Annotated in this window: 24 protein-coding genes; 9 read left to right on the top strand and 15 right to left on the bottom strand. The window is 48.9% G+C overall.

Going from position 1 to position 26,349, the window contains the following annotated elements:
• Positions 1 to 79 precede the first annotated feature (79 nt).
• A complete protein-coding gene (locus AC5YBX_RS13865; protein WP_494523864.1) occupies positions 80 to 967 on the top strand; it encodes a LysR family transcriptional regulator in 888 nt (295 codons plus the stop codon).
• 7 nt (positions 968 to 974) lie between these two features.
• Here the strand turns inward: AC5YBX_RS13865 and AC5YBX_RS13860 are convergent, their stop codons facing one another.
• Together AC5YBX_RS13860 and AC5YBX_RS13855 are read right to left on the bottom strand one after the other, a co-directional pair.
• On the bottom strand, positions 975 to 1,556 hold the full coding sequence (locus AC5YBX_RS13860; protein ID WP_494523863.1) for a TetR/AcrR family transcriptional regulator: 582 nt from the start codon (positions 1,554 to 1,556) through the stop codon (positions 975 to 977).
• Positions 1,557 to 1,652: 96 nt separating this feature from the next.
• A complete protein-coding gene (locus AC5YBX_RS13855; protein WP_494523862.1) occupies positions 1,653 to 3,077 on the bottom strand; it encodes a coniferyl aldehyde dehydrogenase in 1,425 nt (474 codons plus the stop codon).
• 257 nt (positions 3,078 to 3,334) lie between these two features.
• Between AC5YBX_RS13855 and AC5YBX_RS13850 the strand changes: the two genes are divergently transcribed.
• From AC5YBX_RS13850 to AC5YBX_RS13840, 3 genes are all read left to right on the top strand, one after another.
• Entirely contained in the window at positions 3,335 to 3,712 is a 378-nt protein-coding gene (locus AC5YBX_RS13850; protein WP_475514729.1) for a SpoIIAA family protein, read from the top strand.
• Between the two features lie 225 nt (positions 3,713 to 3,937).
• Positions 3,938 to 4,369: a universal stress protein gene (locus AC5YBX_RS13845; RefSeq protein ID WP_475517038.1), complete on the top strand. Its 432-nt coding sequence runs from the start codon at positions 3,938 to 3,940 to the stop codon at positions 4,367 to 4,369.
• 60 nt (positions 4,370 to 4,429) lie between these two features.
• Positions 4,430 to 4,873 (top strand): universal stress protein, encoded by a 444-nt coding sequence (locus tag AC5YBX_RS13840; RefSeq protein WP_475514728.1) that lies wholly within the window; start codon positions 4,430 to 4,432, stop codon positions 4,871 to 4,873.
• A 66-nt stretch (positions 4,874 to 4,939) separates the two neighbouring features.
• On the opposite strand, the gene AC5YBX_RS13835 is transcribed toward AC5YBX_RS13840, so the two are convergent.
• Positions 4,940 to 5,527, bottom strand: coding sequence for a TetR/AcrR family transcriptional regulator (locus tag AC5YBX_RS13835; RefSeq protein WP_494521024.1), 588 nt, complete (start codon positions 5,525 to 5,527; stop codon positions 4,940 to 4,942).
• A gap of 140 nt (positions 5,528 to 5,667) precedes the next feature.
• On the opposite strand from AC5YBX_RS13835, the gene AC5YBX_RS13830 reads away from it, so the two are divergent.
• Positions 5,668 to 6,708, top strand: a complete 1,041-nt coding sequence (locus AC5YBX_RS13830; RefSeq protein WP_494521025.1) for an alkene reductase — start codon at positions 5,668 to 5,670, stop codon at positions 6,706 to 6,708.
• Between the two features lie 244 nt (positions 6,709 to 6,952).
• Here AC5YBX_RS13830 and AC5YBX_RS13825 read toward each other — a convergent pair whose 3' ends face one another.
• From AC5YBX_RS13825 to AC5YBX_RS13800, 6 genes are all read right to left on the bottom strand, one after another.
• Entirely contained in the window at positions 6,953 to 8,062 is a 1,110-nt protein-coding gene (locus AC5YBX_RS13825; RefSeq protein ID WP_494523861.1) for a PepSY-associated TM helix domain-containing protein, read from the bottom strand.
• An 85-nt stretch (positions 8,063 to 8,147) separates the two neighbouring features.
• Complete coding sequence (locus AC5YBX_RS13820) at positions 8,148 to 10,319, bottom strand: TonB-dependent siderophore receptor (RefSeq protein WP_494523860.1); 2,172 nt, start codon at positions 10,317 to 10,319, stop codon at positions 8,148 to 8,150.
• A 546-nt stretch (positions 10,320 to 10,865) separates the two neighbouring features.
• Positions 10,866 to 11,627 carry a sulfite exporter TauE/SafE family protein gene (locus tag AC5YBX_RS13815; protein ID WP_494521026.1) on the bottom strand — a complete coding sequence of 254 codons (762 nt, stop codon included), beginning with the start codon at positions 11,625 to 11,627 and terminating at the stop codon, positions 10,866 to 10,868.
• 41 nt (positions 11,628 to 11,668) lie between these two features.
• Positions 11,669 to 12,223 (bottom strand): DUF924 family protein, encoded by a 555-nt coding sequence (locus AC5YBX_RS13810; RefSeq protein WP_494521589.1) that lies wholly within the window; start codon positions 12,221 to 12,223, stop codon positions 11,669 to 11,671.
• 22 nt (positions 12,224 to 12,245) lie between these two features.
• Positions 12,246 to 13,763, bottom strand: coding sequence for a PH domain-containing protein (locus AC5YBX_RS13805; RefSeq protein WP_494521027.1), 1,518 nt, complete (start codon positions 13,761 to 13,763; stop codon positions 12,246 to 12,248).
• On the bottom strand, positions 13,756 to 14,436 hold the full coding sequence (locus tag AC5YBX_RS13800; RefSeq protein WP_494523859.1) for a PH domain-containing protein: 681 nt from the start codon (positions 14,434 to 14,436) through the stop codon (positions 13,756 to 13,758). The genes AC5YBX_RS13805 and AC5YBX_RS13800 overlap by 8 nt, the downstream gene beginning before the upstream one ends.
• 150 nt (positions 14,437 to 14,586) lie before the next feature.
• On the opposite strand from AC5YBX_RS13800, the gene AC5YBX_RS13795 reads away from it, so the two are divergent.
• Together AC5YBX_RS13795 and AC5YBX_RS13790 are read left to right on the top strand one after the other, a co-directional pair.
• Complete coding sequence (locus AC5YBX_RS13795; protein ID WP_475514720.1) at positions 14,587 to 14,889, top strand: winged helix-turn-helix domain-containing protein; 303 nt, start codon at positions 14,587 to 14,589, stop codon at positions 14,887 to 14,889.
• Positions 14,889 to 16,295 carry an NAD(P)/FAD-dependent oxidoreductase gene (locus tag AC5YBX_RS13790; protein ID WP_475514719.1) on the top strand — a complete coding sequence of 469 codons (1,407 nt, stop codon included), beginning with the start codon at positions 14,889 to 14,891 and terminating at the stop codon, positions 16,293 to 16,295. Before AC5YBX_RS13795 ends, AC5YBX_RS13790 begins: the two co-directional genes overlap by 1 nt.
• Positions 16,296 to 16,367: 72 nt before the next feature.
• On the opposite strand, the gene AC5YBX_RS13785 is transcribed toward AC5YBX_RS13790, so the two are convergent.
• A complete protein-coding gene (locus AC5YBX_RS13785; protein ID WP_494521029.1) occupies positions 16,368 to 16,691 on the bottom strand; it encodes a DUF2956 domain-containing protein in 324 nt (107 codons plus the stop codon).
• 161 nt (positions 16,692 to 16,852) lie between these two features.
• On the opposite strand from AC5YBX_RS13785, the gene AC5YBX_RS13780 reads away from it, so the two are divergent.
• A complete protein-coding gene (locus AC5YBX_RS13780; RefSeq protein WP_494523858.1) occupies positions 16,853 to 18,718 on the top strand; it encodes an ABC transporter transmembrane domain-containing protein in 1,866 nt (621 codons plus the stop codon).
• Between the two features lie 50 nt (positions 18,719 to 18,768).
• Here AC5YBX_RS13780 and AC5YBX_RS13775 read toward each other — a convergent pair whose 3' ends face one another.
• Positions 18,769 to 19,740, bottom strand: coding sequence for a DUF4382 domain-containing protein (locus tag AC5YBX_RS13775; protein ID WP_494521031.1), 972 nt, complete (start codon positions 19,738 to 19,740; stop codon positions 18,769 to 18,771).
• Positions 19,741 to 20,009: 269 nt separating this feature from the next.
• Between AC5YBX_RS13775 and AC5YBX_RS13770 the strand changes: the two genes are divergently transcribed.
• Positions 20,010 to 20,519, top strand: coding sequence for a lipocalin family protein (locus tag AC5YBX_RS13770; RefSeq protein WP_494521032.1), 510 nt, complete (start codon positions 20,010 to 20,012; stop codon positions 20,517 to 20,519).
• 216 nt (positions 20,520 to 20,735) lie between these two features.
• Here the strand turns inward: AC5YBX_RS13770 and AC5YBX_RS13765 are convergent, their stop codons facing one another.
• The 4 genes from AC5YBX_RS13765 to AC5YBX_RS13750 form a co-directional block, all read right to left on the bottom strand.
• Positions 20,736 to 22,334: an AMP-binding protein gene (locus tag AC5YBX_RS13765; RefSeq protein WP_494521033.1), complete on the bottom strand. Its 1,599-nt coding sequence runs from the start codon at positions 22,332 to 22,334 to the stop codon at positions 20,736 to 20,738.
• Positions 22,335 to 22,554: 220 nt separating this feature from the next.
• On the bottom strand, positions 22,555 to 24,030 hold the full coding sequence (gene ccoG, locus AC5YBX_RS13760) for a cytochrome c oxidase accessory protein CcoG (RefSeq protein WP_494521034.1): 1,476 nt from the start codon (positions 24,028 to 24,030) through the stop codon (positions 22,555 to 22,557).
• Positions 24,031 to 24,207: 177 nt separating this feature from the next.
• The gene (locus AC5YBX_RS13755) at positions 24,208 to 25,659 is read right to left on the bottom strand and encodes a sigma-54 interaction domain-containing protein (protein WP_494521035.1); all 1,452 of its coding nucleotides are present in this window, start codon (positions 25,657 to 25,659) and stop codon (positions 24,208 to 24,210) included.
• Positions 25,660 to 25,781: 122 nt separating this feature from the next.
• The gene (locus AC5YBX_RS13750; protein ID WP_494521036.1) at positions 25,782 to 26,318 is read right to left on the bottom strand and encodes a thioredoxin family protein; all 537 of its coding nucleotides are present in this window, start codon (positions 26,316 to 26,318) and stop codon (positions 25,782 to 25,784) included.
• Positions 26,319 to 26,349: the final 31 nt, after the last annotated feature.

The following is a 26,349-nucleotide window of genomic DNA, read 5'->3' as shown; positions in this document are numbered from 1 at the left end:
GTCATCAAATATGATAATCGGCTTAAAGTGCAAATTACTATTGTTGTACAGCAATAATGACGCAGAATGAGGATGGGTGATGGACAGTTTTGACGGCATTGTTGAATTTATTGCGGTGGCAGAATCAAATGGCTTTTCGGCGGCGGCGCGCCAGTTGGGGAGTTCGACTAGCCATGTTAGCCGCCAAATTGCCCGCTTAGAAACGCGCCTTGGCTGCGCCTTATTTGCCCGAACGACTCGCAGCGTTAGCTTGACTCAGGCGGGTCAGAGCTACTATCAGCAGTGTAAAAACTTGTTGGTGGGCTTAAAGCAGGCCAACGAAGAGGTCAGCCAGCAGCAGTTACAGCTTAATGGTACCTTAAGGGTCAGCGCCGCTGGCGCCTTTGCCGAGCAGTATATTGCGCCGGTATTAATTCAGTTTGCTGGCCAGCATCCAGAGCTCACCATCGATATGGACTTTAACAGTCGCATGGTTAATTTTGTTGAAGACGGTATCGATTTTGCCATTCGGTTTGGCGCGTTAAAAGACTCCGGCTTGGTGGCGCGTAAGCTGGCTAATCGTGACATGATGGCGGTGGCGAGTCCGCAATATTTAGCCGAGCATGGTGAGCCGCATCACCCTAGTGAACTTAAGCGTCATAGCTGCATTATTTCTAATAATGAACATTGGCTATTTCATCACCCCGACAGCGCCAGCGGGCTCAACATCAAGGTTGAAGGCCGTTGGCGTAGCAATAATGTACCTGCGGTGATCGCGGCTGCCGAACAAGGGCTAGGCATAGCCTATCTGCCTAAGAGTAGTTTTATTACCTCTCTCGAAAAAGGCACCTTAACACCCGTATTAGCGCCATTTTGGACGAGTGGATTAACCAGTTGGATTGTATATCAAAATCGGCGCTTTCTGCCGCTGCGTGCCCGTATGGCGATAGATCACCTATTAGCGCATTTTGCCGACTGGCAGGAGTAGCTAAAGGTTACGCGGGTAGGCTTGCCATGGCATGCCAAAACAGCTTGAAGCTGGCTTCTTTGTGGCTGGCCTGCAGCCATGTTTGGGGGTTATCAATAAAATAACGGGTGGCGGCAAGGAATTGGCCGTGGCAATTGTCTTGCATCAGCGCTACCGGGTAGGGGGCGATAACCCCTTGGATTTGGCCTTGTTTAATTAAGTCACCAATAAAGCCTAAAATGGTGTTCATCGCCTGCATACGCACCGCCTGCTCAACTGTTGGCGACATAGAGTACTGCTGAAAAAAGGCCTGCTTGAGCGGATTGTCAATCGCCCAATTGAGGGCGCTAAACCAGAGGTGTTTAGCATCTTGCTTAAGCTCCCCCGATGGTTGAGCGCTAGCGATAATCGCATCGGCAAACTCTTGCTTAATCGATAAAAAAAGGTGCTGCATGAGTGCATCTTTAGAGGGAAAGTGGTGAAACAAGGTGCCTGTGGCCACGCCAGCTTGGCGGGCTATCGCTGCGGTGCTGGTGGCATGAAAGCCTTGGGCAACAAACAGGCTGAGTGCTGTGTCTAAGATGGCTTGTTTTTTGTCGGTAATACTCATGGTGTTCCTTACGGCGTTCCTCACAGGCTGCGGGCACATGGCCCGCAGCGGCGTTCTATTGCGTGCAATCTACAGCGTGCAAGCTCGTCGTGGGCGTTAGCGTAAAAACACTTTCATCAGCAGCTTTTGTATTAGGCCACCATAAGGGGGGTGGACTAACTTGCCGGTATTCAACTTTCCGCGACTGAGCACAGTTTTAGCGTGGCTCATGGTTAAGAAGCCCTCTTTACCATGATAATGCCCCATGCCCGAGGGGCCAATTCCGCCAAAGGGCGCGTCATCGGCCGCCACATGAAACACGGTTTCGTTAATACACACACCGCCAGAGTGGGTGTGGCTTAAAATGCGTTGCTGAGCCGTGGTATCGAAGCTCATGATATATAAGGCTAACGGGCGTGGCCGCTGATTGATGTAGTTTATCGCTTGCGTTAGATCATCATATTCTATGATAGGCAGCAGCGGGCCAAAGATCTCCTCTTGCATCACCAGCATCTCATCATTGACTTGGCTTAGCAGTTGGGTGGGGATCTTACGCGTCTTGCTGTCGATAGCTTCACCATTGGCCGAGGTGATGAGCGCGCCTTTGCTGCGGGCATCGTCGAGCACAGTGATTATTCTGTCAAACTGACGTTGATTAATAATGGCGCCATAATCTGGGTTGTTGGCGATTTGACCATACATGGCATTAAACTGTTGTGCGAACGCTTGCTTAAAGGCGTCGGTTTTTCCCTTGGGCAGTAACACATAATCGGGAGCGACACAGATTTGGCCGGCATTTAAGCACTTACCATAAATCATCCTCTCGACCGCTGTCTCAAGTGGCATATCATCGGCAATGATCACCGGCGATTTACCCCCTAGCTCTAAGGTGACTGGAGTAAGGTTATCGGCGGCGGCGCGCATCACGTGACGCCCGACAGTGGTTGAGCCGGTAAACAATAGATGATCGAAGGGCTGCGCCGAAAAAGCCGCCGCGACATCGGCCTCACCTTCAACGACGGCGACCACAGTGTCATCAAATAGCTCAGCGAGCATCTTCTTTAATACAGCATTGGTGTGCGGCGTGAATTCAGACAGCTTGATCATGGCGCGGTTACCAGCCGCCAGCGCGGTAATTAACGGCCCTATAGATAACATCACCGGGAAGTTCCACGGCACGATAATACCAACGACTCCCACAGGTTGATAATGTACGGTAATGTTTGCTGGCGCCAGTAGCATACCGGCATGACGACGACTGGGCTTCATCCAGTTTTTTAAATGTTTAAGAGTGTAATTAATATTGTTAATGCAGGGCATGATGTCGGAAATCAGGCTGTCGTCAGCCGAACGGTGGCCATAGTCTTGGGACAGGGCCTCAATAATGCGGTTTTGCTGCGCGAGCAGGGCTTTTTTTAAGGCCTTGAGTTGTGCTTTTCGCGCATCGAGATCCGGAGTCGGTTGGCGCAGATAAGCAGATTTTTGCGCGCTTAATCTCTGTTGCAGTTGAGTGGCAATATCGGTTTGCAGTGGCATATTCATTACACCTGTCCTTATTCGCTAGCGCGTGGATGAGTGGTTACCGCTCGAACGGGTGCGCTCAAGATAAGCTTCTCTACCTTGGCATTCAATAAAGTAACCGACTGATTAGTCGGTCTGATAATAGATGAACTTTTTCTTGTGGTCAAATAAACATCAGGCTCACTACAAAGTGTGATCTAGATCAACAGTGTTTATGGCACCGAAAACTACACTTAAAGATGAGCGTTTAAGTGATGATTGAGTCATGGGAGGGGCATATGAGTGAATTACAGCATGGTATTTCCATTGGTATCGAACGTAATGATGACAATGTTTACTTAATGATGACGGCCATCGGCAGTTTAACCCACGCCGATTATGAGTTGATGACCCCTATCCTGGAGTCGGCCTTAGCTGGACTCAAGCAGCCAGAGGTGGTTGCGTTAGTGGATATTACCCAATTAGAGGGGATCTCGCTGCATGCCGCGTGGGACGATCTGCAACTGGGGCTTAAACATGGTAAAGCGTTTCGTAAGGTGGCAATTGTTGGACGAGGCGATTTCCAGCAGTGGATGAGCCGCATTGCCGGCTGGTTTAGCCCTGGAGAGTTTAAATTTTTCGACAGTCGAGCTAAGGCGATAGATTGGTTGATGTGAGCCGAGCGAGCATGTCGGCAGACGTGAGCTAGTACTTAATGAGACTTAAGTTGATGAAGCTTAAGTTGATAAAACTGTGTCATCTGATTACGGTTACTTAACGGTTACTGGGTTATCCGCTAAGCTTAATGACGGTAAGCTGTGGATGATATTTATCTAAGCTTGCTCTAAAACGGCTCAATGATACTACCGCTTACATCTAGCCTTACCGCTAAGGAGTTCATGATGAGAAAAGGTCAAATTTTATGTCCAACCGACTTTTCCGAAACAGCGTCCCATGCGCTGTCTTATGCTATCGAGATGGCCAACCTTTATCAGGTGGGCTTTCGACTTTTACATGTCGTCGAGCAGCCCATAGGTGATGAAAATTACCAAATCTTGGCTATTACTCCCGAGGAATTAGCTAAGACGATGGAAGATGCCGCTGCTGAAAAAATGAAGTCATTATTAGCTAATCTCGACAGTAACCTAGCGGTTGAAACGATTATCCGTCGGGGAGATGCGGTGGCCGAGATCTTAGCCGAAGCCGAAGAGAACGGTGCCGGTATGATTGTGATTGCTAGTCATGGCCGCACGGGTTTTTCCCATTTTTTACACACCAATGTGGCCGAGGCCGTAGCCAATGGGGCTAAGTGTCCGGTATTGGTCGTGAAATAAAGGTGTGAACCACAGACGTTGTGATTGCCTTGGCTGACACCATTATTGAGGAGGTGAGTGATGCGTACTCATCAAATTTTGTGCCCGACCGATTTTTCAGAAACGGCTTCGCATGCTTTAGGTTATGCCATTGAAATGGCATGCCTTTATGGTGTCGATTTACGAATAGTGCATGTGGTAAGTCAGCCCTATGGTGCTCATAATTACGGTATTATGATCGATAGTAATGAAGAGTTAGAGCAACATTTGCATGCCTACGCCAGTGGCAAACTAGGGAAAATTGTGCGAGACGCCCAATTAGAGATGCCCGATGGACTGACGGTTTACAGTAAAATTAGGGCCGGTGATGTACTGGGGCAACTGCTGGCGGAAGTGGAAGAAAACGACATTGGCATGTTGGTCATTGCCAGTCACGGTCATCAAGGGTTATCGCACCTACTGAACCCCAATATCGCCGAGTCATTGGCTAATAAAGCCAAATGCCCGGTATTAGTGATCAAATAGATGTGTGCGCTGATGCCGTGTAACAACCGACGAGTGACTGATATAACAATCGTTACGGAGAAATGGTTACGGCCTAATACAAGTGTCGTGATGCAGTTTATCGGCTAACGATTGCAGCACCTGCGCTTGGGGATGCGTATGGGCAAAGGTGCGTAATCCATAAATGCCCATCACAAAATAGTGGGCTAAATCCCTGCTGGAGCGATGAGCAGGGATCTCTCCTGCATCAATAGCTTGCTGAAACTTATCGGTTAATGCGTCAAGCCAGTTGGCCAAATGTTGGTTGATTATCGCGCGTATCTCATCATCTTGCTCGGCCAGTTCATTCAGGGCTTTGGTGAGTAAACAGGCCCGAGCGGCATCGCAGCTAAGGCACTCCAGCACTATATGATCTAAATAGGACTTGAGCTGGCTGACGATGGGCGCGTCGGCCTGAAAGAATCCATCAAACTCCACGCTGCGATCGTGGCGATATTGGCCTAATGCTGCTAACAGCAAACCGCGCTTATTGCTAAAGGCGCAATAGATAGATCCAGGGTGCAAGCCAGTAGCCTTGGTTAAATCTTGCATGCTGGTTTTGGCATAGCCTTTGGCCATAAAGGCGGTCATGGCGTGCCTTAATACCTGCTCTCGATCAAATTCGGCGTTGCGCATATTTCTCTGTCTGTGGTCGGCATATGTGTTGCCATTGTACTCAATCTTGAATGCTTGTTCAAAAAAGATCTTGAATGCGTATGCAACTCGGTTTATCTTGAGCGGACATTCAAGAAAGCGTTACAGCAAGAGAGTTCTACATGACCGCTAACCTATTTCAACCGTTTAAGCTCAATGACAGTATTACGCTTAACAACAAAATTTTGATGGCGCCGCTAACCCGTTGTATGGCCGATGATGAGTTGGTGCCAACTCAAGCCATGGCCGAGTATTATGCCCGCCGAGCCGCGGCCGGATTGATTATTTCTGAGGCGGTGATCATTCGCCCTGACGGTCAAGGTTATCCCAATACACCTGGCCTGTTTACCCCTGCGCAAATCGACGGTTGGCGTCGGGTGACCGATGCGGTGCACGCTAACGATGGCAAAATTTTCGCTCAGCTTTGGCATACTGGCCGGGTTGCTCATTCTCACTTTTTTGGTGGGCAAACCATTGCACCATCGGCTATTGCTATCGAAGGTAGCGTGCCAAGGCGCCGTGAATTAACCTACGAAACGCCTAAAGCGGTCACCCACGAAGAGATCGAGCAGCTGATTGCCGATTATTCACAAGCGGCAGCCAATGCCATTGATGCTGGTTTCGATGGCGTCGAAATTCACGGTGCTAATGCTTATCTTATCGATCAGTTTTTACATCACGACAGTAACCGCCGCACCGACGGCTATGGCGGAACTCCTGAGAACATGGCGCGTTTCCCGCTGGCCGTTGTCGATGCCGTTTGTGCGCGTATTGGTCACGAGCGCACGGCGCTACGCGTCACCCCTGGTGCCTATGTCAACATGCAAGGTGATGCGCGAGATCGTCAAGTATTCGACTATTTTCTTAAACAGTTAGCGCAACGTGAGTTGGCTTATTTGCACATAGGTATTTTCGATGATGCCTTGGAATTTGATTACCTTGGCGGCCGCGCATCTAGTTACACCCGAGCAAATTACAGTAAAACCTTAGTCGGGGTCGGTAGCTACACAGCGCAAACGGGCGCCGCCGCTATCGATGAGGGTAAGTTTGATCTACTGGCCATTGGCCGCCCATTTATCGCTAACCCAGATTATGTTGAGCGAGTGCGCGATAACCAGCCTTTGGTTGAGTATTCAGATGAAATGTTAGCCAGCCTCATTTAAATAAGTCAGACTTTACACTTTTCAGCCAGCAATTGTCCCAGAGTCAATTGCTGGCTTTTTTATGCCTTTTCTATGCCTTTTTTATAAGCATATTAATACGATATAGGGATGCGGATAGAGATGCACATAGCGCACAGCTTAGCAGTTTAAGGGGCGTGATGTGAGAGTTACCGAACGCTACAGGCGCTAGATGGATGGGGCTCTTGGCAGATAAGCCCCATCAGTAACACAGGCAAAGCGCTTATTATATGGCGCTTAATTGTTGTGGCGAACGCTTGGTTTTGCGTCGATAACCGCGTCGTTGCCAGTAGAGGTACAGCCCTGTTATCGCTAGCCACACAGGGCTCAAGCCTAACACCGCCCACAGTATACGAGTGGTTAGCCCTGCAAAATAACCAAAGTGGAGTTTGCGAAAACTGTCGACAAACACCGCTAAGCTACTCGCTTGGCGAATATCACTCTTGGATAACAGCTTACCGCTGGTGTTATCAAAACTGACTTGGCTAGCATATTCGCTATTAAAGGGATTTGCGCTGTCGACCTCACCGTAAAAGGTGATGTTACGCCCGGGTTCGTGTGGCATGGCTAGATATCCGCCCTCAAAGCTGTCAATTTCTGTGCGCGCTTGTAAGCGCAGTGCTTCGAAGGAGATTGCCGGGCTATAGCGTGGCCCACTGATGTAGACATGGTTATCATCTGCATGCTCGATAAGCTCGTGGATCACGCCCGTGAGATTCCAATATCCGCCAGTGATCGCGAGCACTATTAATACTGGCGCGCTGCTAATGCCAATCATTTTATGCAGATCGCTAAAGAATATGCGCTTGGCGGCGCTAAAGCGTAAGGTAAAAAATTTGGCCCAAAAGCGGCGATACAGCACTATGCCGCTGATCCCCAAAAACAGCATGACTAAGGCGATGACAAAGCCGATGATGGCCCCTGTCTCATGCAGTAAAAAAGTGTAATGCAGTTCTAACAACCAGTCGGTGAGGTAGTGTGTCATCGATTGTGGCGTCGATAACACCTTGTCATAATATTGGTCGACATAGACTTTTGCCCACTGATCCGTGCCGCGCTTGATAAGATAGCTGGTATCAGAGCGTTGTTTATCATCAAATATTTCCCAGCCACCTAACTCATATTCTGGGTTGTTGGCCAGTACGGTGCGCATTAAGTTATCTAAGCTAACACGCTGGTTATTAGGCGTTGCTGCAACCTGCATATGTGCAGGTCTTAGCCAGCTATCTATCTCGACTTTAAAGACTAAAATGCTGCCGGTGACTGACACAATAAGCACGGGCAGCATAGCGATTAGCGCCGCCAGCGAGTGCCACTTAAACAGGTTTTTTCTCATCGCGTAGGGTTACCATTGGTGAGTTAAACAAACTAAACCGCCATGGATTGATCCACAGCGGTATAGTTTGATATGTGAGGGTTAACTACATTGCCCAGCTCAGTGTGGCACTGTAGTTCGCCGGCGCGCCGTAATAGCCCTGCGCCCAATAAAGACTGTTGAGGTATTTCTCATCGGTGACATTATTAGCGTTAAGGCTTAATCCTAAGCGGTCGGTAATTTGGTAGCGCGCCATGAGATCGACAATTGCGTAAGCATCTTGTCGGGTAACTATGGTTTGGCCTGCATTAGCAAAGCCTGTGGCCACCACACCTTGGTTACGATGGATATCATCTTGCCAGCGCATATTCATGCCGACTGTTAAGCCATCGATGGCGCTGACATCATAAGTGGCGGCCAGTTTGAGCAATTTACTTGGGGTGTACGCCGCGACTTGCTCATTGCCATCAATATCGAAGTCGGTAAAGCCAAAGCTGACATTGAAGCCATCGAACACTTCACCTGCGACCTCAAGCTCATAGCCTTGGCTGCCAATACCATCGGCGCCAATATAGCGTTGCAGCGTTGGCGGCAAGTCTGCCGTGCTGGGGTCTGCTACTGCTAGGTTGACCTGCTGAATATCGAAGTAGGCGATGCTGGTGAGCAGGCGACCATTGAAAAACTCCCCTTTAATGCCCAGCTCTTTACTTTCGCCAGTCACGGGATCTAAGGTGTTATTGTTTATGTCCAGTTCGGTTTGCGCCACAAACGTTTCGGTATAACTGGCATAGGCGACCACTTCAGGGATGAAGCGATACACCATGCCTAGATAGGGAATAAACTGACTCTCGTCGGCATCTTGCACCTTGCCGTAGGAGACCCCCTCTGCCTGCCACTGGTTAAAGCGCCCGCCGGCAATTAAGTGAAAATCCTCAAATAGGTTAAAGCGTCCGGTAAAATAGGCGGCTCGCTGCTCGGCGCTAACATCGCTGCCACTGGGTTTGTCTTTGAAGATAGGTTTGGGCGTATTGCCATCCCAAGTATTGAGATCGGGCATGGCTGGAAAACCATTGCCAGTTGAGTAGTCATACAATGAGATATCACTGTAGTCGACCTTGGCATAGTTAATCCCCGCAACCAGTTGATGCTCGCGGCCCAATAGGTTGATATCGCCATTGATGTAAAGATCGAACAGGTGATGTTTCTCATCCAGATCGTATTCGCTGCCATAGCCTGTAAGCCCAAGTTCAGTGTTTTTGTCTGGCGTGCCATAGACATAAAACAGCTCGGTATCTTCATCTGTGGTCTTATAGGAATAGGTTGCTCGCAAACGCCAATCGTTGCTGAAGTAATGGCTAAGCTCGACTACAGTGTTTTGTTTAATCACCTGCCAGTTTGACCAGTTGGCCGAGGTGTTGGTTGAGCGGGCATAATCGGTTGCGCTGCCGTCGGTATAAAACAGTGGCAAAGCGCCCCAGTTATTGCCGGTGGCATCGTTGTTAATATAGCTGTGACTCACCGATAGGCTGGTGTCATCGCTGAGGTTGGCTTCGAGAAAGGCATAAAGCACACTCTTATCGGTTTGGTAGCGATCTAAGTAGGAATCCTTGGTCTGCTTTACCGCCACGATGCGGCCGGCAAAGGTGTCGTTGAGCCGTGCACTGCCATCGGCTTCGAGTCTGACATTGTCCCAACTGCCGTAGCTGGCGCTTAAATTGAGTTGGTCATTAGCCGTAGGGCGTTTACGGATAAAGTTGACCGTGGCAGAGGGATTGCCCACACCTGTCATTAAGCCATTGGCGCCGCGGATCACTTCGATACGATCATAGATTGCGGTGTCTTCATCGGCATGGTTATTACCATTGGTTAAGGGTAACCCAACACCGTCTATCTGAAAGTTGGTCACATCGAAACCACGGGCGGTGTAGTAGGTGCGATCGGTTTCGATACGTTCGACATTGATGCCGGTGGCGCTATCGAGTGCCGCATTGATGTCGTTGAGCTGAAAGTCGCGTAACTGGGCATCGGTTATCACTGACACAGACTGCGGAATATCGCTAATGGCCAAGTCGAGGCGAGAGGCGCCACTGACCGAATGGGCATTGTAACCCTCGATATATCTACCTGTAACCTCAATTTTTTCAATGTCTTGAGTGTTAGTTTGTTGAGTGTTTGGTTGTGGTTGTTGCTCATCATTAAGCGGCTTGGCATTGAGAGTGACAGGAATGATACTCAGAGCACAAAAAACGGCGAGACTAATAGGCTTACGTTTCATCATTGTTTCATCTTTACGGTGTGGAAGATAACTGACTGGGCTTATCATTGTGGTGCTATTGTGCGCCGCAGCCGCGTGATTACTTGGCTAAGGTTATCGAAAAACAATCCAGATCTAAATGCTAATCGTTATCATTTACAGTTTTGTGGTTTGTAAATCTATGGCAATAACATGAAATAAGTGACCGATTGATTGAAGAGGACAGTAGGGCTACATAAAATACAGGTGTATATAAGACATTGTTATATAGATTAAATTAATAATATTGTTGCAGCGTTTTCAACCATAATAATGACTTGATAGTGCATGGGATTTAAATGGCAGTGATATGGTGAACTTCCATTTAAATCTGTGATGTCGCGCAGCAAAGCTTGTTGTAAGCCAGCCTGTGAAAATAGCTGGACGTGGCATAGGGTTATCTTAAGGTGGCTGTGAGTTAGCTGACGAGGTGGGAGCTTGCATAGTTCACTCTGGCGGCGGTGATTGGTTAAGCTGAGTGTAGTAATGGCGGCGCACTTGTTGATATGCGCCGCCATTGAGGTGTTGAGTCTACTCGCTGAGCATCGCCGCGGCGCTGCCGCACAATGTCATGATAAATAGGAACCACTTTAAGGCATTAGGGCTGACTTTTATCGCCATTTTGACGGCGATGTGAGCGCCTACTAAGGTGCCCGCAGCCAAGATTAAGCCGGGCAGCCAGAGGATGAGATCTTCGGCGATAAAGACGACTAACGAGGCTAAGGTAAATACTAAAGTACATAAGACTTTTAAGGCGTTAGCTCTGACTAAGTCGTAACGTAAGCTGCCCGCCAGAGCTGCTAACAGGACAAAGCCGACCCCAGCTTGCACAAAGCCGCCATAGATCCCTGCAATGGTGAGCCAGACCCAAGAGCTCGGCGTTTGGCTGACTTTCTTCACCTCTGTGCCTAGCGCGGGCGAAATCATGGCGGGCTTAACCAAAATGATCAGTGCCATTGTCAGCATAGTCCCCAACAATAAGGGTTTGATGATACTCGATGGGGCGTAGGCCGCGGCTGCCGCGCCAATAAAACCCCCGATAATGGTGGGCAATAAAATGGGGCCGGTATCACCGCTGTCTAATTTACCGTGTTTTTTAAACCCCACGATTGCCGTTAACGATTGCACCACCACGCCCACTCGATTGGTGGCATTGGCGACCTCTGCTGGCATCCCCATCACCATTAAGGCGGGCAAGGTTAAATTAGAGCCGCCACCGGCCAAGGTGTTAATGATCCCTGCGAGAAATCCGGTGACCAATAGCAATAGACCGTGGGTAAGGGTGACATCCATTTTTTGTCCTTTAAGCTGGTTATAAATTAATAATAGGGGCGTTAGAAACCTGACCCAGGTTGTTGTAAAAAGGCTAACTCTTCAGGCGTCGATTGGCGCCCTAAGATCTGGTTGCGATGAGGGTAGCGGCCAAATTGGTCGATGATCGCCTTATGACGCAGCTCAAACGGCAAGTTGGCAGCCGCTGCCTCACGGCTAAAGAGGATCAGCGCCACTTCATGGATTGCGCGTGATTCACTGTGCATATAAGGCATATAGATAAACGGTACATAGTTGATATTCAGCTGTTGATCGATCCCCGCCGCTACCGCTTCTTGGGCCAAGGTCAGTGCCATTGCATCGGCGGCAAACGCCTGCGGAGTATCACGATAAATATTACGGCTAAATTGGTCAAGGATAAGGATCTCAGCTAAGCGACCTTGTGGCGTGGCGCGCCAATGATAAAGCTCTCCCTGTTTTGCTTGGCTCAATAAAGGCTCAAACCGTTGCTTAATCAGCGCGTCAAAGGCGCTGTCTTTATCGAACCAAGCTTTGGGCTCAATCTCGGTAAACCAGAAATGGATAATATCATCTGGGGTATGCAGGGTCTTTGTCATAGTCTTTGGCATCAAGGGCTCCTTATATCCAGTTAGTATGGTCATACTTGGTTAAGCTTAGCGCCGTTTCGGCGATCACTCTGGCGTCTGTGATACTAAGGTAAGGTATGGTTTGCTCGCCGCTGGCCATGCCTAAGTGCAATGTGGCTAAGTGTTTGCGTCGCTGCCCTACTGTTTGGCTTATGCAGACATGCTGCACCTTGGTGAGTGACAGCAGTTGCCAGCTTTGCCCTAGCACTCCGGTATGGATCCACAGATCATGGCCTTGCAACCGATACCCCCATTGGCGATACCTTAAGTAGAGTGCTATCACCACAAGGGCTGCGCCAAGCCACATCAGCTCGGTTAACCCGTTAAGGCCAAGTATAAAAGAGGCCAGCAAGGTCACTAATGGTGGTAAAAAGGCGCGGCGCCAAAACCAGCCGATATCGATCCCTTGGTAATGAGTGGGTAGCTCTGTGGCGTGGCTCTCAAGGCCGTTAAGCCTAGAGAGTACTTGGGTTATCTCGACAGAGGTCATGCTTGGGATCAGCATATGGCGTTTGGATTGCTGTTCGACTTCACTGCCTTTTACTTGCTTAAAATTGGCGGTCCAACGCTTAAACAGCCGGCCTAAAACGGGCTGATTAAAACGAATTAACTGCACTCTGGCTAACGCCAATACATCGTGTTGTTTGGCCAGTAAACCGCCGGTGCGATGCAAGGTGTTATCCCGTAGGCTTAACCTATAAGGGTGAAACTTTAAGACCGCCGAGGCGATAGAGACTAGCGCCAATAACAGATACAGCAAGAGTAATAGCGATAATCCAAATAGCAGCTCATTCATCAAGCTGGTAGCGATAGTCACTTGATACCATTGCCACAACGCTTGGGCAAACACGCTATCACCGATCTGCTCCCAATTGAGTTGCCCCAATATCGAGCCAGAAATGATCGATAACCAAAAAAGATTGTTTTGGTATAAACCAAAAATCAGCAGATCCTTAAGCTGTTTTTGCACCACAAGGCCGCTCGTTGAAGGGGCTGCTGCGGTGCCATCGACAGGTGCTGTTCCCGCTGGGTCGGTTGCAGCCGTAGTGGGCGCATGGATAAATAACCGCTGTTTAAGCTGCATGGCTTGGCGATAGTTAACCGCCGACAGCACGGCTTCATCTTGCTTAGAACCTGCGGTTTCCACCACCAAACTGAACAGCCCCAATGGGCGGAAATAGAGCGGCTGTTCGAGGCGCACATTTTGAATTTTATTCAGCGGAATTTCGTGAGTGCGTTTAAATAACAATCCCTGTTTGATGCCCAATTTATGGTCTTGTACGCGAAAGCGATATTGGCTCCACTGCACAATGGCAAAGGTAGCAATGGCTAACACCACAGTGACCATCACCAATATCACCCAAGGTGAATTAAAACCCTGCTGCCAACCGGTATAGATGACAGGTATCAGCGCATAACCGTTACTAAGCATCACCTTGAGTGCATGTAAGCTAAAACTGATGATGGACCATGGCGATAGGCTCGCCCATTGGGTAAAGCGACTACTCATGTTTATCGCTCGGCGTGGCGGTATCACTGAGCGCGTTAGGCTGAGAGGCGATTTTTGCCGTATCGGCATCATCGCTATTCATGCTGGTCAAGGGGGGCTTCGCTGCGATGTCGGCAGGCGCCGAGCCGGCTTGACGAACGAGCGCCGCTTTGGCCAATAAGTGTTGCCGAAGGGATTCTGCGACCGAGCTACTTAGCCCTGGCAGGGTAATTTCGGCGCTGCCACTGCCAGCGCTAAAACATTTTAAGGTGTGCTGACCAAAACGGCGCTCCAGCGGCCCTTGCGACAAGCTAACATGTTGTAAACGGCTGTAGGGCAGGGCGATTTTCTGGTGCCAAATAACCCCTTGTTGCATAACAAACTCATGGTCAAATACCCCATAAGCCAGCGACGTGGCAAACTTATAGCGGCCATAACTGATGACCGCAGCGAGCACGAGTGCGGCCGTCACTAGTCCCAATAGCGCTAAAATGGGCAGGTTAGCCAATAGGCTTATTACCGCAATGGCGATAATGATTGGCACAAACAACAGCAGGTTTTCGATATGGACTTGCTTGATATAAGTGGTTTCAACAGGGGTGAGAGGCACTTGATCGAAGCTTAGCCACTCATGGGGGGCCAGCCGTTGTCGCTCGCCTAGGCTAAGTGTTGGGCCCTTCAGATCGTCTGCCATTGGTTATCCTAAGCAAGGTTGTCATGCTGTGGTTTATTTAGACTATATCAGCATCATGCCCAATTTAACCAGAGTGTGCCATAGCACTAATTTGTAATTATCTGTTATGTTTACAAAAGAGCTAAAACTAACCTCATTATGGAGTGCGCAGTGGGCGATACAGACAATCAAATATCAAAACAGAAAAAGGCCTTTCTTAGAAAACTCTATTTGGCCCATCTTATCGATAACGAGCGTCATAACTTGCTGTCGCTGAGTAAGCTTACGGCCATGCCAAGGCGGACCTTACAAGATGCCATTGCTTCATTGGACGATGTGGGTATCGAGTGTGAGTTTGTGCAAGACGGTACGCGCCATAACGCGGGGTATTATCAATTGCGCAGTTGGGGGCCGATTAATCCGTTATGGATCAAGGACCACCTCAATGGACTGTTAGCTCAGTTGCAATCTTAATGAGCCATTCACTGCATCAAACCCTGTGGGCCAGTACCTTGGGCGAAGCGCTCGTCCAACGCCCCGCATTAGCTGGTGATATCGATGCGGATGTGGCCATTATCGGTGCCGGTTACACAGGGCTGTGGACCGCTTATTATCTTAAGCAGCAATCTCCCCAATTAAAGATAGTGGTGCTCGATGCTACATGCGCCGGAGAGGGCGCATCTGGGCGTAATGGCGGCTGGTTGATGGGCAGTTTTGTTGGCGATAGCCATTACCTTGCAGGATTATCGGGCGAGGCCTTTGAGCAAGCCAAACAGTTGATCCAAAGTCCCATCAATGCAGTAGCCAGCGTCATAGCAGAGCATGGTATTGATTGTGATTTTAGCCACAGTGGTAATTACCGAGTGGCCGCGCGTTATCCTGAGCAGCTTAATACTCTGAGCGGCGAACTAACCGAGCTGCATCAACAAGGGTTTACCGAGCAAGATTATCGCTGGGTGGAAGGGAATGCGTTAACTCAGGCAGTCAGTATGCGCCTGGGCTGCGCGGCGATTTATACTCCCCACTGCGCTACGATTCAGCCACTCAAGTTGGTGCGCGGCCTAGCCCGCGTGGTCGAAAGTATGGGAGTGACCCTGTATGACAACACCCGAGTGAGCGGCTTTGGTCAGGGCGTGGTGCAGTGTCACTCTGGCCGAGTTCGCGCCGAGGTGATTGTGCCTGCCCTTGAAGGGTATCAAGGCGAGGTGAGTCAGCTTGGGCGTTATACCTTACCTGTGCAAAGCATGTTGATTGCCACCGAACCTTTAAGTGAGGCGTTATGGCAACAGTTGGGCTTGGCCGCCAGGCCGACCTTTAGCGATGCCTCTCGGCAGGTGACTTATGGTCAGCGCAGTTTAGATAATCGTTTGGTGTTTGGCGCGCGAGGGGGCTATCGATTTGGTGCTAAGACGCAGACTCAATTTGACCGTAATAGCGAGGCTTTTCGCTGGCGGGCTGAGCTTATGGTCGATCTTTTTCCGGCACTCAAAGGGGTCAAGGTGAGCCATGGCTGGGGCGGAACGCTGGCGATGGCGAGAACATTTGCCCCCCACGCCATATTCGATAAGCGCAATGGCATCGGCTTGGCTGGTGGCTATGGCGGCGAAGGTGTCGGGGCGTCCAATCTGTTTGCCAGAACCTTAACCGATCTGATCCTTGAGCGTGACACCGCATTAACCCAAATGCCTTGGGCCCATGTGAGTGAGGTTAACCAGGTATTAACCCCGTGGGAGCCTGAGCCATGGCGTTGGTTAAGCTACCATCTCATCAATAAGGTATTTAGCTGGGAGGAGCACTTATGTTTGCAAGCGAGCTCATCGAGCCTTCAAAAGCGTATCGCGATCCATTTGGCCCAGCGCCTCGATAACTTGATGCATTAGCTTAATGCACTAGTTTGATGCAGTTAGCGTTATGCACATCGCAGGTGCCCCTAGACTTACTGGCTTGAGGCATTAGCCCATTAACAGGTAAGCGGCAAATCCAGCCCAACTCAGCAGCAGTAGCGCCCATGGGAGCTTGGATGAGTTGCTGTTCGAGTCACTAATTTGGGGGACATCGGTTTGTGCTGAATCGCGGTTTTTCGCTTTTAGCTCCTGTTTACGGGCTTTATCTTTGTCTCGGGCCTTACTCTTTTGCTGTTTTTTATATTCAGCAATGCCTTTCTCAATCCCCAGCGCAATCAGCTTAGTTTGCTCTTTGGTTTGCCCCGGCTTCTGGGTCGCTTTAGCGACTCTTAGCGCCTCATTTTTGGTTTCGTTCGAAATATTTTTTACCACAGGTTATCGCTCCCTTTTGTTATGACGGCACTATATCACAAAGAGGACTTGGCGATGAGCGGCGGGCTCATTGTTGATTGTCTGCAATAGATAAACAAATTCAATTATCTGGCTTTATTTTTGATATTCTTGTCACTATCTCCCATTTTGTTTAGCGACCTATGCGCGATAATAAATTGGCCGCCTCGGCGGTAAACACACAAGCCATATCAGCGGCGGCAGCCTCCTCGGCCAGTCGCCGGGCGGTATTGCCCTGGATTGCTGGCTTTTTAAAACCTTATCGCGCTCGAGTCATTGCCGCTATCGTCTTTTTGTTTATCGGTTCCTTGGCCTGGCTGTCATTAGGGCAAGGCGTTCGTCTGATGGTCGATGAAGGGTTTTTGCAAGATAACAGCGAGCGACTCAACGAGATCATCCTCTTGGTGATTGGCATTACCGCGCTCAGTAGTTCGGCGATTTTTTGTCGTTTTTACCTAATGACTTGGCTCGGCGAGCGAGTCAGCGCCGATATTCGCCTTAAGGTGTACGATCATCTGCTTAAGCTGTCGCCGGGTTTTTACGCCAAACTCAGAACCGGTGAAGTGATCTCGCGTTTTACCGCCGACTCTACCCTATTGCAATCTGTGGTGGGCTCAAGCCTCTCGATGGCCCTTAGGGCCAGTGTTACCGTGATTGGCGGCATAGTGATGATGACAATCACTAGCCTGAAGATGACCGCTTTAGTACTGCTTGCGGTGCCTATGGTGCTTGGGCCTATCTTTTTCTTAGGTCGCAAGGTGCGCGATTTGTCACGCAAGAGCCAAGACAGGGTCGGCGATCTTGGTGCTTATGTGGATGAAACCCTTCACGAAATTCATACGGTGCAAGCCTATTGTCATGAACACAGAGATCGTGAGCTATTTAATGAGCGTGTCGAAGCGGTCATGGACGCAGCTAAGGGGCGGATAAAATATCGCTCGATATTAATTTCGCTGGTGATGTTTTTAAGTATTTTAGCCATTGCGCTGGTCACTTGGGTCGGCGCCCATGATGTGATGCAAGGGGTTATCACCGCCGGTGAACTATCGGCCTTTATGTTTTATGCGGTGATGGTAGCTGGTGCCGTGGCGACCATTAGTGAAGTGATTGGTGAGATCCAGCGCGCCGCTGGCGCCACCGAGCGCCTTATCGAGTTGGCTGAAACCCCCATCGATATACCGCTACCCCGGCATCCGCAAATGCTGCCGACTAAGGTGCGCGGCGACCTGCAACTGAATCGAGTCTGTTTTACCTATCCCAACACCGATAATAGTAGTGAAAATGCTAGCGATGCCCAGTGCGATGACCCGCTAGATAATCAATGGGTTATCCGTAACCTTAGCCTGCAGATCCACAGCGGCGAACGGGTGGCGCTGGTGGGCGAAAGTGGTGCCGGCAAGAGCACTTTATTTGAATTATTACAGCGCTTTTATCCCCTTAACAGCGGCAGTATCTTATTAGACGGTATCGATATCGCTAATCTGATGCCGCAAGCGCTTAGGCAGCAGTTTGCGCTGGTGCCGCAAGAGTCGGTGATCTTTGCCAGCAGCGTGTTAGAAAATGTTCGTTATGGCCGCCCTGATGCTAGCGAGCAGCAAGTGATTGATGCCTGTATTGCCGCACATGCCAATGAGTTTATTGTCGATTTCCCCATGGGATACCACACCTATTTAGGTGAGCGCGGGGTGCGGCTCTCTGGTGGACAAAAGCAGCGCATCGCGATTGCGCGGGCCATATTAGCCGAGCGGCCCATTTTACTGCTCGATGAGGCCACCAGTGCGCTGGATGCGGTTAGCGAGCATAAGGTTAAATTGGCATTAGATGCCTTAATGCAGGGGCGCACCACATTGATCATTGCCCATCGATTAGCCACAGTGCTTAATGCCGATCGCATCTTAGTGATGCAAAAAGGGGCGTTAGTCGCCAGTGGCACCCATTCACAATTGATGCAAAGCTGCGAGCTGTATCGTGAATTTGCCAGTTTGCAGTTATTAAATGAGGAGATGTAGTGTTTTGCGCTAAAGCTAAGCGAGTTTCCATACTCGCTTAATGACATCATTTAGCCGTGTCCACCATGATTACCATGGCCGTTGCCACATTGATGTGTTGTCTCTTGGCCACCCTCTCCCACAGTGACAGAGCCTGCATCTTCAAACAGACTAAAGGTGTCCTGAGACATATCATCGATAGCTGGGTCGTCTAAGTGACCAAGGCAAGTATAGGCAACGCGATAATCACCAGCGGGGAGGTAACCCATGGCAAAGGACCAATCACCACTCATATCTTGATGTATAGGAGCGATGGCTACTGGCGAGAATTTACCATCGTTTCTAGCTGGACTTATATCCGCCATTTGCGTAAGACCTGTGACGCTATTTTGATAAAGATAGGCCATGTGATAAAACTGACCGCCAAGCGGAGCATTATCTGAGTGCGTTATTTCGCAGTTTGCTATCCATTGAGGATCCATCTCGCCAATGAGGTGTCCCATTTTTCGATTATCAATAGAGTAGATACCGTCGTGGTTAAGATGATATTGGTTATCGTAAAGGTGCATCGATTGGTATAGATCTATCTCCATGGTCAGAAATAGGTTCTCGTGCTGATTTAATACAAAGTCATGTAACGGAAGATGGTTGTTTTCGACTATCAATGGTAATCGTCCTTGACCATTTTCAATCGCACAGCCATCGGACTGATCACCATTAATTAAGGTAAAGTGTACATCGTGGTAGTGACCCGTTGGTAGCTCAAGGTTACGAATAACCTCATGACTCTTTGTTCCTTGGAAGTCGAGAAGATTGAATCTGTGTTGCCCCAAGTCGTGTTGATGAACTGTGCCATGGGCATCGGTCATTACTAGCTTATCGAGTACTAACTCGACGTTACTGACTTGGCTCATCGGAGAATCGGAAATGGCAATATTGACCATACCGACGGCGAGATCAGTCGTGGGCGTAGGTGAATCATCGGAGCCGCCGCAAGCTCCAAGGACTATTGTGGGGATAAGAAGCGAGATTAATTTACGCATGTTATTCGCCTTAAAGCTAATTGATTACTTTTGCTAATAGAGGTTCATTATTAGCTTATTTTAAGTGTATTTTGAGGGATGTATTGGCTTGAATTTAACCATTGTGATTGAACCATGAGTTTATCGATCTTTTTTTGTTATCTAAGATAAAGTGCGCTAGGGAGGTGTTAACCGCTGTTAAGCTGAGTGAACATTTTCTTGGTTTTTAACGTAATGAATGTTCACTGGGTTATCCTTTACCTTTGATCTATCTATATTTTGGAGTCAACGTGAAAAAAATTGTTTTGTTATGTTTGCTACTGCTCAATGGGTGCACCAGTGTGCCCAGTGGTATTAAGCCTGTTGAGCAGTTTGAACTGCCACGTTATTTAGGCACTTGGTATGAGATCGCCAGATTAGATCACAGCTTTGAGCGCGGCTTAACGCAAGTCACGGCCACCTACAGTATGCAAGCCGATGGTGGCGTTGAGGTGATTAATCGTGGTTTTTCAGTGGCAGATCAAAGTTGGGATGAAGCCGAAGGTAAAGCCTATTTTGTCGAAAGCCCCGATATTGGTCACCTTAAGGTCTCCTTTTTTGGCCCTTTCTATGGCGCTTATGTGATTTATGAACTGGATAAAGCCGATTATCAATATGCCTTTATCACCAGCTATAAGCGTGACTATTTATGGTTTTTATCGCGTACGCCCAAGGTGAGTGACGCGTTAAAGCAGCAGTTTGTGGCGCAGGCTAAGCAGATGGGGTTTGCGGTTGATGAGATTATTTGGGTGCAACAATAAAGGGCATGAAAAGTTGATACAAAGTGCTTAACTAATATAGATAAGAAGGTACGACAAGCAGGGAGCCATTAGGCTCCCTTCTTGGTCGGTATTTATATTGGTCAGTGTATAGCGGAGTCAGTATTTATAAGTGTTAAGTTGCAAGCAGTTAGCGGTAAGCGGGAACATTAACACTAACTAGAGCCAATAGGCCCCTTTCATTAATCCTAGCCTTGGTTATTTACGCAGTTCACGACGCAATATTTTTCCCACGGTGGATTTCGGCAGGGCGCTCATAAACTCAACTATTTTCGGCACTTTATAAGCGGTCAGTTGCTCGCGGCAATGGGCTAGGATACTGGCTTGGGTGGCCGAGATATCATCGCTTGGGCTGCTTAGCACAATTGCCGCCTTTACCGCCTCACCACTACGCGCATCCTCTACGCCAATTACGGCGCATTCGAGTACGGCTGCATGGGCGCTCAGCACCTCTTCAACCTCATTGGGGTAAACGTTAAAGCCCGAGACGATGATCATATCTTTTTTACGGTCGACAATTTTGTGCATGCCTAAGTCAATCGCAAGGGCAATATCCCCCGTTTTAAAGAAGCCGTCACTTGTCATCACCTTGGCGGTTTCCGCTGGCATCTGCCAGTAGCCGCTCATCACTTGTGGGCCTTTTACTGCCAGCTCCCCTGTGGCACCAAAGGGCACTTCGTTATCATCGAGGTCGAGGATCTTCACTTGGGTGTCGATAACCGGCTTACCTATACTCCCCAGTTGCTCCAATCCTGGAGCATTAAGTGAGACAACTGGTGAGGTTTCTGACAAGCCATAACCTTCGGATATGGTGCAGCCAGTGGTGGATTGCCAGGCCGCGGCGGCGGCTTGAGTGAGCGCCGTGCCGCCAGAGATAGTGACTCTTAGGTGGCTAAAGTCGAGAGCTTTAAACTCAGGTTGGTGACAAAGGCCAACAAACAAGGTGTTGATCCCGGCAAAGCCAGTAAAAGGATGTTCACTCAAGGTTTTGATTAACGATGAGATATCTCTAGGGTTTGGAATAAGTACCGAGCAGCCACCACTTTCAAAATACACCATAAGGTTCACCATAAAGGCGTAGATATGATAGATGGGTAGCGGCGCGACAAATATCTCTTCGCCTTGAATGAGTTTATCGCCAAGGCGAGATTTAACCTGCAGGGCATTAGCAATCAAATTGCTGTGGCTCAACATGGCGCCTTTAGAGAGCCCAGTGGTGCCGCCAGTGTATTGCAGCGCCGCTAAGTCGCCCAAGTTAGCTTTTACGGGGGTAAAGCTGAGCTGGCTGCCTTTGGCTAACACCTCATTAAAGCGGGTGGTCGTAAAGGGCGTGGCTGGTTGTTCCTGCTCGGCAATTAAATCCAATGCGTGGGTTGCGATAACGGTTTCAATGGCGGTGTTAGCGATGACATTGGTTAGCGTCGGCAGTAGGTCGCTCAGCACCACTAGGGCCTTAGCGCCCGAATTATTATATTGATGAATGAGTTCACGTTCTGTGTATAGCGGGTTGGTATTGACTAACACTAAGCCTGCACGCAATGCCCCATAGGCAGCAATAACAAATTGGGTAATGTTGGGCAGCTGAATAGCGATGCGATCGCCAACGCTAAGCGCAGTATGATGTTGCAGATAAGCGGCAAAATAGCGCGAGTCACGCTCGATATCGGCAAAGGTGCTCGATTGGCCTAAACAGACATAGGCAGTGTGATCGCTATAGCGCTGCGCCGACGTTTCAATCAGGTCGATTATCGATTGGTACTGGGTAAGGTTGACGTGGGTATCAACATCATATGCCATAGCGTGCCTCTCATTATTATTAATTTGTTAAAAATTAAACAAGTGTTTAGATTGTGCTAAAAGCGCGCTAAGGTCAACCGTAAATAGCCGATGAGTCTTGGGACTTAAATTTATTAAGCTTATGTATATATAGAATTTTATATCTAGGCTGGGCTTTGGTGCTGGTCAGACCTTTATCGCGTCTGTTGCTGTCAGACGCGATAAAGTCTGGGTGGGATGATTACGCTGAAGTCAGGGTAAAAAATTGGCTTTGTTGCGCTACACTGTCGAGTGGATCGGCCAGATTCATTACTTTAAAGGTAATGGGCTGCTGACGTAATGCGCCATCGATTGGGGCATCTTTACTGCGTTGTTGGTACACGGTCAGCGGGTAACTGAGCTGTTCTCCGGGCTGAACGGTAATCTCTACCTCGACCTCTTTATTGATAAAGTGACTTTGATCGCTTTCAAGATAGATAAGGTATTGTTGTGATTGCTGGGTTTTATTGCGGATCTTGAGCGTATAGCTATTTTCGATACGGTTATCGGGCGCGATGCGATACAGGTTTTGTCTGTCTCTTATCACATTAAGCTGGATCGCCTCGCGTTGGTATAGATCAAAGGCAAATACGCTCAGCATAATCACTACCGCCATGCCATAACCAATAAACCGCCAAGAATTAAATCGCTGTACAGGTAAGCCTTTGAGCTCGTTTTCACTGCTATAGCTTATCAAGTTACGCTCATAGCCGAACTTATCCATGGTTTGATTGCAGGCGTCAACGCAGGCACCGCAGTTAATGCATTCATACTGCAAGCCATTACGAATATCGATTCCCGTTGGGCACACATCGACGCACAAGTTGCAATCGACACAATCGCCAAGATCTGTGGCTTGTTTGCGTTTTCTGGGACCGCGAGACTCACCACGCTGGGTATTATAGGTCACCGTCAGGGTGTTACTGTCGAACATGGCCGATTGAAAACGTGCATAGGGGCAGCAGTGCAAGCACATGAGCTCGCGCATAAAGCCGGCATTCAGGTAAGTACACAGGGCAAAAAACCATACCCAGGCCGTTATCCAAAAACTGCCATTGAGGGTGAATATTTGTGGGTATAAGCTGCTTGCGGGCACAAAATAGGCGATAAATCCACAGCCGGTAAGCAGTGCCATGAGACCCCATAATAGGTGTTTGCTAACACGCTTGGTGAGCTTATTGAGACTCCAAGGGGCTTTGTCTAAGGCGTAACGTTTATTGCTGTTGCCTTCTATCTGCTTTTCAACCCAGACAAACATAAAGCTCCAGCTGGTTTGCGGGCACAGATAGCCACACCAGACCCGCCCCCAAAACACGGTAATAAAAAACAGTAAAAATGCGGCAATAATAAGCACCCATGCCATCAGGGTGAAATCCTGCGGCCACAGTGTCGTACCAAAAAAATTAAACTGCTGGTTTTCTATATCAAATAAAATAGCTTGCTGGCCATGGTAACGAATGAAAGGCACCAAAAAGAAACATAAGATAAGCAGGCTGTTAAGGCCGGTTCGCAGTCGTTGGAAGTCACCTTTTTGCTCTTTGATATGAATCTTGCCCTTTTCGCTGGGGATAAAGGTCACCGCTATCGGCTCGCCCTGGGCGCTAGGTGGTTTGCCGTTTGATGCCATGGCCGAATTGGCCGGGGTTGAGGTGGACCGTGAGTTCACACTTTGTGTCATGATTAAGGTTCCGCGCTATACACATTGAAAAAAGTATCGCGGTATCTGCAAGTTCAGCACCAACTTGCGAGTTATTTAATGCATTGATTATAAAAGATTATTGTTATCTTGAGATAAATCGCCTCGCGATATATCGTGCTTTGTCGATATATCGCGAAAAATAGAGAGGCATTAATCCTAGCTTGGTCGATGAATATTGAGCTTTTTCATACGTGAGCGTAAGGTACTGGCGGGTAATCCTAACACTTGAGCGGCGCCCTGCGCGCCCGATATGCGCCAACCTAACTGTTGTAGGGTACGGCGAATATGGGCGGCTTCCACTTGCTCTAAGGTTTGCCCGTGTGTCGGCGGCGCGTTGGCGGTATCGAGTTGTAGGGCGGGGATTTGCAATACCTGCCCTTGAGACAAAATACTTTGACGCTCAATCACATTTTGCAGCTCTCGTACATTCCCAGGCCAGCTGTAGGCCATTAGATGACTTAAGCCTTTATTACTTACCCCTTTGATTTTTTTGCCGAGTTTTTTATTGAGGTTGGCGACGATATGGCTCACTAAGGTGGGGATATCCTGTAAACGCTCACGCAAAGGCGGCACATGCAGCGGAAACACATTGAGGCGATAATAGAGATCCATCCTAAATAGCCCTTGCTGCACACGTTTTAGTAAGTCGTGGTGGGTCGCGGTCACCAGACGAATATCCACCTTGATGGTCGTGCTGCTGCCGACCCGCTCAAACTCTTGCTCTTGTAGCACTCTTAACAACTTCGATTGGGCCTCGAGGGACAATTCGGCGACCTCATCGAGAAACAAGGTGCCTTGGTGGGCTAATTCGAATCGCCCCTTGCGCCGAGTGGTCGCACCGGTAAACGCCCCTTTTTCATGGCCAAACAGTTCGCTTTCAAGCAAGGTGGGCGAAAATGCCGCGCAGTTGACGCTCACCAGAGGTTTATCGCTGCGCTCACTGAGTTTATGAATATTGCGCGCGACCAGCTCTTTACCTGTGCCATTTTCGCCACTGATCAGCACTGTACTATTGGTGTTGGCGACCAGCTTAATTTGTTGAATAAGGCGTAAAATCGGCTCGCTTTCACCAGAGATACTCACATCACCTGTGTGGCTGGCCAGTTCCGTTTGCAGGTAATCGTTTTCGCTGGCCAGCTTTTCCGACAAGGCTTGCACTTGCTCTAATGCCTGACGCAGTGAGTCTTCGGTTTGTTTCTGCATGCTGATATCGCGAAATATCGCGACTACACCGATCAGCTGTTGCTGCTTATAGACTGGGGTTGTGGTGTAATGCACCGGAAAACTGCTGCCATCTTTACGCCAAAACAGTTCATGACTGATCTCGCGCGCAATGCCGTCGTGCATGGTGTTGTAAATGGGGCAATCTTCTTGGGGATAATGGCTACCATCGGCATGACTGTGATGATGGTGATTGTGAATATTTTTACCCAGCAGCTCTTGTGCTGTCCAGCCGGTCATGCGCTCGGCGGCAGGATTGATAAACACCGCATTGCCTGCCAAGTCAAAGCCGTAGATCCCTTCGCCCACGGCATTAAGCAATAATTTATTTTCGGGCAGAAAGTCCACATGAGTCTCGCCCGTGGGCGCTAAAGGGGATGAACACATAAAGATACTCGCAGCAGAAATGAACTAGAGATCCAGTGTACTTTAGCTCACGATATATCGCGACTTCTATCTTACAAGTATCTTGCAAGACTGCTACCTTGCTATTAGTTAGTCGCCTCGTATCAATGTGCCCGTAATAGGGTGAGCACCTCGTGGTAATCGAGTACGCGCGATAACGCTATGCCTTGGGGATATTGAGAACTGAACAGTATCGTAAAGGGAATACCATAGGCATTATGTTGGGCTAAAAAAGCCTCTACCACGGGGTCGCTGCGGGTTAAATCGCCCAACATCAATACCATATGATCGCGCTTGAGTAGCTTAACCACTGCCTCACGATGCAACACGCGATCTTTATTGCCTTTGCAAATGATGCACCAATCGGCGCTGACATCGACAAATACTGTTTTATCTTGGGCAACTAAGGCGGCGATCTTCTCTTGGGCTAACGGCTGCCAAACTAAGTTTTTATAGGCGGTAATGTCTTCGCGCGGGTAAATAAAATAGGTTACGGCGGCGTTGATCGCGGTAAAACAGAGCAGTAATAGCAGTACTGCCATTGGGATCTGGGTGCCGCGTGCTTTTTTAACGCTAAGAAAAATAATCAAGCCAATAAGCAAGCTTAGTGTGAGTGCGCTGATAGTGAGGATGGTGTGCATGATAACCATTGAAGGTGATTGATGATGCTAG

The organism is Shewanella sp. 492 (assembly GCF_059338445.1).
The sequence above is the reverse complement of the archived record's forward strand: the minus strand, read 5'-3'. Positions and strand labels throughout refer to the sequence as shown.

What these genes read in the sequence shown, in the direction of transcription:
- AC5YBX_RS13815 (WP_494521026.1), bottom strand. Translation starts at nt 11,627, where the DNA reads ATGGATGTCACCCTTACCCACGGTCTATTGCTATTGGTCACCGGATTT.
- AC5YBX_RS13750 (WP_494521036.1), bottom strand. Translation starts at nt 26,318, where the DNA reads ATGCACACCATCCTCACTATCAGCGCACTCACACTAAGCTTGCTTATT.
- AC5YBX_RS13780 (WP_494523858.1), top strand. Translation starts at nt 16,853, where the DNA reads ATGCGCGATAATAAATTGGCCGCCTCGGCGGTAAACACACAAGCCATA.
- AC5YBX_RS13860 (WP_494523863.1), bottom strand. Translation starts at nt 1,556, where the DNA reads ATGAGTATTACCGACAAAAAACAAGCCATCTTAGACACAGCACTCAGC.
- AC5YBX_RS13775 (WP_494521031.1), bottom strand. Translation starts at nt 19,740, where the DNA reads ATGCGTAAATTAATCTCGCTTCTTATCCCCACAATAGTCCTTGGAGCT.
- AC5YBX_RS13850 (WP_475514729.1), top strand. Translation starts at nt 3,335, where the DNA reads ATGAGTGAATTACAGCATGGTATTTCCATTGGTATCGAACGTAATGAT.
- AC5YBX_RS13840 (WP_475514728.1), top strand. Translation starts at nt 4,430, where the DNA reads ATGCGTACTCATCAAATTTTGTGCCCGACCGATTTTTCAGAAACGGCT.
- AC5YBX_RS13790 (WP_475514719.1), top strand. Translation starts at nt 14,889, where the DNA reads ATGAGCCATTCACTGCATCAAACCCTGTGGGCCAGTACCTTGGGCGAA.
- AC5YBX_RS13825 (WP_494523861.1), bottom strand. Translation starts at nt 8,062, where the DNA reads ATGAGAAAAAACCTGTTTAAGTGGCACTCGCTGGCGGCGCTAATCGCT.
- AC5YBX_RS13805 (WP_494521027.1), bottom strand. Translation starts at nt 13,763, where the DNA reads ATGAGTAGTCGCTTTACCCAATGGGCGAGCCTATCGCCATGGTCCATC.
- AC5YBX_RS13855 (WP_494523862.1), bottom strand. Translation starts at nt 3,077, where the DNA reads ATGAATATGCCACTGCAAACCGATATTGCCACTCAACTGCAACAGAGA.
- ccoG (WP_494521034.1), bottom strand. Translation starts at nt 24,030, where the DNA reads ATGACACAAAGTGTGAACTCACGGTCCACCTCAACCCCGGCCAATTCG.
- AC5YBX_RS13765 (WP_494521033.1), bottom strand. Translation starts at nt 22,334, where the DNA reads ATGGCATATGATGTTGATACCCACGTCAACCTTACCCAGTACCAATCG.
- AC5YBX_RS13800 (WP_494523859.1), bottom strand. Translation starts at nt 14,436, where the DNA reads ATGGCAGACGATCTGAAGGGCCCAACACTTAGCCTAGGCGAGCGACAA.
- AC5YBX_RS13835 (WP_494521024.1), bottom strand. Translation starts at nt 5,527, where the DNA reads ATGCGCAACGCCGAATTTGATCGAGAGCAGGTATTAAGGCACGCCATG.
- AC5YBX_RS13845 (WP_475517038.1), top strand. Translation starts at nt 3,938, where the DNA reads ATGAGAAAAGGTCAAATTTTATGTCCAACCGACTTTTCCGAAACAGCG.
- AC5YBX_RS13755 (WP_494521035.1), bottom strand. Translation starts at nt 25,659, where the DNA reads ATGTGTTCATCCCCTTTAGCGCCCACGGGCGAGACTCATGTGGACTTT.
- AC5YBX_RS13830 (WP_494521025.1), top strand. Translation starts at nt 5,668, where the DNA reads ATGACCGCTAACCTATTTCAACCGTTTAAGCTCAATGACAGTATTACG.
- AC5YBX_RS13865 (WP_494523864.1), top strand. Translation starts at nt 80, where the DNA reads ATGGACAGTTTTGACGGCATTGTTGAATTTATTGCGGTGGCAGAATCA.
- AC5YBX_RS13810 (WP_494521589.1), bottom strand. Translation starts at nt 12,223, where the DNA reads ATGACAAAGACCCTGCATACCCCAGATGATATTATCCATTTCTGGTTT.
- AC5YBX_RS13820 (WP_494523860.1), bottom strand. Translation starts at nt 10,319, where the DNA reads ATGATGAAACGTAAGCCTATTAGTCTCGCCGTTTTTTGTGCTCTGAGT.